This window comes from Neotamlana nanhaiensis (assembly GCF_000943555.1).
GTDB classification, from domain to species: Bacteria; Bacteroidota; Bacteroidia; order Flavobacteriales; family Flavobacteriaceae; genus Neotamlana; species Neotamlana nanhaiensis.
Window position 1 is genome coordinate 1 of the sequence record NZ_JTDV01000022.1, and the last position, 6,983, is coordinate 6,983.

8 protein-coding genes are annotated in these 6,983 nt (G+C 32.6%); all 8 read left to right on the forward strand.

All coding sequences use genetic code 11. The annotated features are described in order from the left end of the window. Positions 1–967: 967 nt before the first annotated feature. Entirely contained in the window at positions 968–2,266 is a 1,299-nt protein-coding gene (locus PK35_RS16835; protein WP_044627755.1) for an AAA family ATPase, read from the forward strand. Continuing rightward, a complete protein-coding gene (locus PK35_RS16840) occupies positions 2,238–2,801 on the forward strand; it encodes a hypothetical protein (protein ID WP_044627756.1) in 564 nt (187 codons plus the stop codon). The genes PK35_RS16835 and PK35_RS16840 overlap by 29 nt, the downstream gene beginning before the upstream one ends. A 137-nt stretch (positions 2,802–2,938) precedes the next feature. Further along, positions 2,939–3,775 (forward strand): hypothetical protein, encoded by an 837-nt coding sequence (locus PK35_RS16845; RefSeq protein ID WP_044627757.1) that lies wholly within the window; start codon positions 2,939–2,941, stop codon positions 3,773–3,775. Positions 3,776–3,909: 134 nt separating this feature from the next. Continuing rightward, positions 3,910–4,413, forward strand: a complete 504-nt coding sequence (locus PK35_RS16850) for a toxin-antitoxin system YwqK family antitoxin (protein WP_131474432.1) — start codon at positions 3,910–3,912, stop codon at positions 4,411–4,413. A gap of 159 nt (positions 4,414–4,572) precedes the next feature. Then, positions 4,573–5,208 carry a hypothetical protein gene (locus tag PK35_RS16855; RefSeq protein WP_131474433.1) on the forward strand — a complete coding sequence of 212 codons (636 nt, stop codon included), beginning with the start codon at positions 4,573–4,575 and terminating at the stop codon, positions 5,206–5,208. Positions 5,209–5,375: 167 nt separating this feature from the next. After that, positions 5,376–5,804 (forward strand): hypothetical protein, encoded by a 429-nt coding sequence (locus PK35_RS16860; RefSeq protein ID WP_044627760.1) that lies wholly within the window; start codon positions 5,376–5,378, stop codon positions 5,802–5,804. 241 nt (positions 5,805–6,045) lie between these two features. Continuing rightward, positions 6,046–6,447, forward strand: coding sequence for a hypothetical protein (locus PK35_RS16865; RefSeq protein WP_044627761.1), 402 nt, complete (start codon positions 6,046–6,048; stop codon positions 6,445–6,447). 252 nt (positions 6,448–6,699) lie between these two features. Continuing rightward, positions 6,700–6,983: transposase (locus PK35_RS16870; RefSeq protein WP_044627762.1), on the forward strand; the 284-nt coding region annotated here is incomplete at its 3' end.

A 6,983-nucleotide genomic window follows, 5' to 3' on the forward strand; every position in this document is an offset into this window, starting at 1 on the left:
TGACAATCTTAATCTGAATTTGATCAAAGCAACACGCGGATCTGAACACTCAAACTCTGAATTTAAAAAAGGCTATTCGGAATTTTACTCATGCGGAATTGAGCCTGTTTGCGGAATTTAAAAAACGCTGACTAAACAAATATTACGCGGAATATCACTCTTGCGGATTGACTAAACTTTGCGGAAAAATCTTGAATTTGAATTTACTCAAACGCCGAACTTCACTCAAGCAGAATAACTCATCTGAAAAGACTACAACTTGCAACACCGTATAAAATTAATTGCTTCCGATTTTCCTTCGGAAAATCCTCGCATTTTTGCTATCTTAGTTTCTCAATCTGAAAATCCTAGCGGATTTTCAGCGCAACTAATCTTATACAAATACGTTGGCATTCATTGACGAACGGAACTCAAAAACCAAAGAATATGAAAAAATCAAATTTGAATACAATACTATTAATTATCATAATTGTGTTGTTAATAATCTGTGCATATGGAATTTACTCTCGTCCAACTTTAGAACAAATAGACGAACGAATTATGCATTGGGGACAACATTTTGGAGCAGTTTTTTCTAATTAGAAAATTGTTTGAAATTAGAATAAAATTACGCTGAACTTTTTAGCTTGTTAGCGGATTTGGAATGGGAATTGAAAAAAAACTCGAACTAAATACGGAGTTTAGCAAGTTGCGGAATTGCTCACTCAATCGGATTAAAAAAAGCTTGCGGAATAAAATGCTGACCGAATAAACTCAAACGTTGGAAAAAGAAAAAAATTAAGCTGAATAATTAAAAGTCTAAAAAAACAACGAAATGCCAACAATGTATAACCGCAATTACGGCGGATTCGACTACGTCCGAATCCACTCGGAATTGCTAAAGTCTGTGCTAAACCGAAAAATTTGCGTACTTTAACCCGTAACTGACGGTTATACGAGACCGTTGGCAGTAATTTGACCAAAAAATATGAAAATACTTTATCTTAATAATTTTAGAGGATTTAAAGAAACGTACATTCCTTTTATGGATATGAACTTCTTTGTAGGCGAAAATAGTACTGGAAAGTCTTCTGTACTTTCATTACTTCGCCTTATTTCAACACCACAATTTTGGAACAATGATGATTTCAATACCAATGATATTGAACTTGGATTTTTCAATGAATTAGCAAGCAAAAACATAAAGGGGATAAAAGAATTTCAGATAGGTTTTAGAATAGACTCTGAAAATGATGACAATGAAAGAAATAGAGCATTCGAAACACTTCTAATAACCTATAAAAACGAAAAAGGTTCACCTAAACTTTCTGAAATGAGAATGCTAATTGAAGACGTTAGCGTTCTATTGAAGGTATCCAATAAACAGATTAGAATTTACCACAAATCAGTCAGTTATGACGAAAAAGACCCAAATTCATTTAGATTATGGGTTGATGATTCCAATTTTGAGGGTATTAAATATAAAATATACTCTTCTGATGATGAATATGGTAACAGGGTTTCCTTCTATGAAATAAGAAGATTTTTAAGAAAAGAACTGCCCAAAAAATATAAAATAGAAGGATTGGTACGCCCGAACTTTTTACCATATACAACTTGGATTGCACCAATTAGAACCAAGCCAAAAAGAATTTACGAAAGTTTTAAATTGATTTTTAGTCCAGAAGGTGACCATACACCATTACTAATTAAATCTATTCTTGCAAATCAATTTAAAAAGAACATATCTAAAGACGAATTCTCACGAAGAATGAGCTTTTTCGGAAAGCAAAGTGGATTATTTGATAAAATAGAGGTCAAAAATTTAGGTAAAGATTTGTCATCACCTTTTATTTTAAATGTATACCTAAATGGAATGCCTTTAAAATTAACTAATGTTGGTTATGGTGTAGGACAAATTTTACCATTATTAACCGAAATTCTTGTGACATATAAAGGCAGATGGTTCTCAATTCAACAACCTGAAGTTCACTTACACCCAAAAGCTCAAGCTGCTTGGGGCGAATTCATATATTCAGCTGCCTCAAATGACGATAAAAGTTTCTTAATCGAAACTCATAGTGATTTCATTATAGACAGATATAGATATTGTTTAAAGAAAGGAAAATCAAAACCAAAAAGTCAGGTTCTATTTTTCGAAAGAAATAAAGAAGGAAATAAGGTTACATCTATCTGTATCGAAGATGATGGTAATTATGCCGAAAATCAACCAACATCATTTAGAGACTTTTTCCTTAATGAAGAACTTAACCTTTTATCTCTTTGATTCTATGTGTATAATAATTGATACTAATACTTTTAAAAGTGTTTTTGATGAAGAATCAGCGAAGCACGATGAATTTAAACCTGTATATGACTGGATTTTAGAAGGAGAAGGTAAAATTGTCTACGGAGGTACAAAATATAAAGAAGAATTAAAAAAAGTTTATCGAATAGTTAAGGTTTTTGGTCAATTTGCGAGGATGAGAAAAGTAATTCCAATAGATGATAGTGAGGTAGACAATTATCAAAAAGTCCTTGAAGAATTAGAAAATCACAAAGATTTTGACGACCCACATTTGGTCTCAATATGCTATATATCTAAATGCCGTTTGGTATGTACTGATGAAAAACGTGCTTTACCATTTTTAGCAAGAAAGGATTTTTATCCTAACAATTCCCCACGCCCTAAAATATACACAGGTAAAAGGAATTCCGATTTACTTTGTAGAAATAATATGGCTGAAATATGTATGCCTTGTGCTAAATTGAAAAAAGTCGAGTCAGAAGAATTAAGAAAAACTACTGCCAACATTGTATAAAAATAATAGCGGTTTAATCGCTAAAACGAAAGTAAGTAAATATAAAAAGGGTCTATGTTCAACCGAAAAGTAAGTGAGTAAAAATCCGCTACTATTCTTATACGAAACCGTTAGCGGTAATTAAAACCCAAATCTGAATGAGAGAACAAATTACAGTTGATAAAGCAATAAAAAGAGGACATTTAATTGTGAATGTTCCTGTATTTATCGCAATTTTTGGCTGTCCAGCTTTGGCTTTGTACTTATCAAAACAGAATTTAATTCCTGGTTGGGGAATTGGATTAGCTTTTTTAATAGGGTTTGTTTTAGCTTGGTTAATTTGGAGTTTTATGATTACCAAATGGAGAATTTGGGCATTTGAGAACGTGCGAAACGTTCACGAGTTAAAGAAAAGAGCTATCCAAGAAAAATTGATTTGGAATGACGGAAATATTTTCGAAAAAACGGAAATCAGAAATGCCGAGGATAAAAGTAAACTTAAAAAACTTGAAAAGAAATTTGAGCAAGAAGATGAATATAGAGAAGATTACTCTCTTCCACCTAAAACGGAAATTCACTATTCGAGAGCATATAACTATTTTGAACTCGGAGTTTCAATTTTAATAATTGGAGTTGGAATTTATTTTTTCACTAAAGGAGAAACCAAACAATATATTTTGGGCGCGATTATGACTGGAATTGGACTTTACAGCACAATAAAGGAATTTCGAAAAGCATTCGATACCAAACCAAAAATAATAATTGACTCGAAAGGAATCCAAACTAAGAACGTGGAATTTAAAAATTGGTCGAATATAAAAAGTGAGGAAGTTGTTCAAGAAGGTTATGGCAAATCAGCTAAATCCTATCTGACTTATTTCTACGATGAAGACGAGTTTGAAAAAATAGAAATTGACCCTCTGAATGTAACACATAGAGAATTAGAAAATATAATAAGAACATACAGAATACGAAATAATAAAAACTACCGCTAACAATGTATAACCGCAATTACGGCGGATTCGACTGCGTCCGAATCCACTCGGAATTGCTAACGTCAGTGTTAAACCGAAAAATTTGCGTACTTCAACCCGCAACTGACGGTTATACGAGACCGTTACCTGCAATTATGAAAAACATTCTGCTAATCATTTTTATTTGTCTTTTAAATCAACTTTCTGCTCAGGAAATAGTTGGAATGAAAGACTTGTATGTGGAAAATAATTTGACTTATAAAGTTGCGGACGAAAAATTATTTACTGGACAAGCTCAACACGTTCGAAAAAATGGACATTTTGTCTACGAGGAATATTTTGACAACGGAAAGCTAACTAAATCTATTACATATTACAACGGAACTGAAAAACCAACACCTGCAAGAGAGACGGAATATTATTCGGATACTCAAACAAAACGGAAGGAAACGAATTACGGACTGAATAAACCGACAACTGAATATAAGCACTTCGATAAAAACGAAAAGAAAACCCTAATTGAGCAGTACGAAAATGACAAACTGATTTATCGCTGTGAATATCAAAAAAACAAAAAACACGGAATTGAATACTGTCTGAACGATGACGGAACTGAAATGCGGATTGAATATCGGAACGGTAAAAAAATTAAGAAATAATAACAGCAGGTAACAATGTATAACCGCAATTACGGCGGATTCGACTACGTCCGAATCCACTCGGAATTGCTAACGTCAGTGCTAAACCGAAAATTGTTAACTTTAATCCCGTAACTGACGGTTATACGAGACCGTTGTGCGTCATTTAAGAAAAAAGTCGTGAAATACATTAAACTGATTTTAATTTTACTTTTTTTTAGTTCGTGCTCAACGAATAAATCCGTAATTGGGCTATATGGAAAATGCGGAAATGAATATTTGGGTTGCACTCAAATTGAACTGAAATCGGACAAAACATTTGAATATTTTATTTTTATGGATGTTGGTGGCGGAACGGTAGTCAAAGGAAATTGGGAACAAATATCTAATGACAGTATAAAACTGAACACATTTGAACAACCAAAAAATCCAAGTACGACTTATAGCGGAAAAATAAATCCTGACCGAATTAAGAATGTCAAAATTACAATCCGAGATTTGGAATTACCTCTTGCAGCTGCGTTCATTGTAGTGAATGACCAAAACGCTGGAAAAGCAGCAGACGTGAATGGAATTGCGGAATTGGAAACTCAAAAAATAAAAACAATTACATATCATTATTTAGGACAAAAAGAAACAATAGAAATCGACAATCCAAATTATAACGAAATAGAAATTATTGTGAGAGATTTGGACTTAAATGCTGTTCCGAGATTTTTGACTGATAAAGTAATGGTTTTGAATAACGGAAAATTGTTTTTTAACGATGGATATTCTTTAAAGAAAACCAACTTGGAAAACAAACAATGGAAATAAAAAACGAACGCACAACAATGTATAACCGCAATTACGGCGGATTCGACTACGTCCGAATCCACTCGAAATTGCTAACGCCAGTACTAAACCGAAAAACACTAACTTTAAAACCGTAACTGACGGTTATAGGAGACCGTTAGGTGTAATTTGAGCAAAACGAAAATAATATGCAGAAATATTTAGATGCAAATCCTGAATCTGGAAAGAAATTCTATCAGAACTTTCATGACAAAGGAAAAATAGTGATGTTGAACTTACTGAAGTTCCGAGAAAACGCTGATTATACAAATTTGGAACAAATAAAACCTGATAAAAAAATTAGCGGCGAAGAAGCATATAAACTTTATATGAAGAATACTTTGCCTGAATTAAAAAAAGCAGGTAGCCGAATAATCTATTACGGAAAAAGTAACGGGTTTTTAATCGGACCTGAATCTGAAAAATGGGATGCAATTTTAATAGTTGAACACGAGTCCGTAATGAAGTTTATGGAATTTGCTCAAAACGAAGATTATTTAAAAAATGCTGGACATAGAACTGCTGGGCTAGAGGATTCTAGATTATTACCCTCGACTGAATTAAAAAACTACACCTAACATTGGCTATAATTCATTGTGGTTTTGTGCCACACCAAAATAAAAGTATAAATAAAACGGCTGGATTTCGGCGGAATAATCCTGCGGATGATTCCACAACGAAATCATAGCCGAGACCGTTGTGTGTAATGCTGAAAACGAGCTTACTAAAAAAATTGAGTAACAAAAACAATATACTTCACCTAAATAGACAGAATGAAAGACATATGTTAAAAATTGTAAATTGAAAAAGAAAAAGTTAATGAATAAACGAAAAGTTAAATGGGGTAACTATTTCGCTAGTGGGTGTATTTTAATCCTTTTTTGCGTTGTATTATACAATACAAGTGATAAACAACTTACTTTAGAAAGATTTGAAAGAGCTTTTAACTCTTCATTTTTTGGAGTGGTAATAAATAAAGATTACGATAGAAGTAATCATAATACTCCTATGTTGTATTTTAATACTGAGAATAGCACTTCTATTTCGAGTGAGTTTTGGGTAGAAATAAAAATAGGTGATTCCATTAGTAAATCAAAGGGAAGTTATTTGATTTATGTGCATAGAAAGGATAGTATTTTTACTTTAGATAATGAAAAAATTATTAGAAAAATTATGAAATCTAAAGGTGTTGAATTAGATGAAAATAAAATCCCTCACTAATACTTGTTTGTAATTTGGATAAGCATCAGTTTAGAAGTATAAATTAAAAAGAATGCTTTATAGAAAACACTACACACAACAATGTATAACCGCAATTACGGCGGATTCGACTACGTCCGAATCCACTCGGAATTGCTAACGTCAGTTCTTAACCGAAAATCACTAACTTTAATCCCGTAACTGACGGTTATACGAGACCGTTGTGTGCAAGCTTGACCCGTCCTGAATAAAGGCTACATAATTTTAAACATTATGTATAAAAACGACAAAGTAATCAGACGGTATTCAGAACCTTTCAAACTGAAAATTTTAGAAGAACTTACAACCGGAAAATTAAACAAGTATCAATTAGGTAAGGCGTATGGAATTAATCCCACTACCATTAATGAATGGATTAAAAAGTATAACCGTAAAGACCTTATGAACACACGAATAACTGTGAAAACAAAAGATGAGATAACCAGAATTAAAGAACTGCAAAAGGAAATTGAACAACTTAAAAAACTCTTGTTAAAGAAAGACATGGATGCCATGAT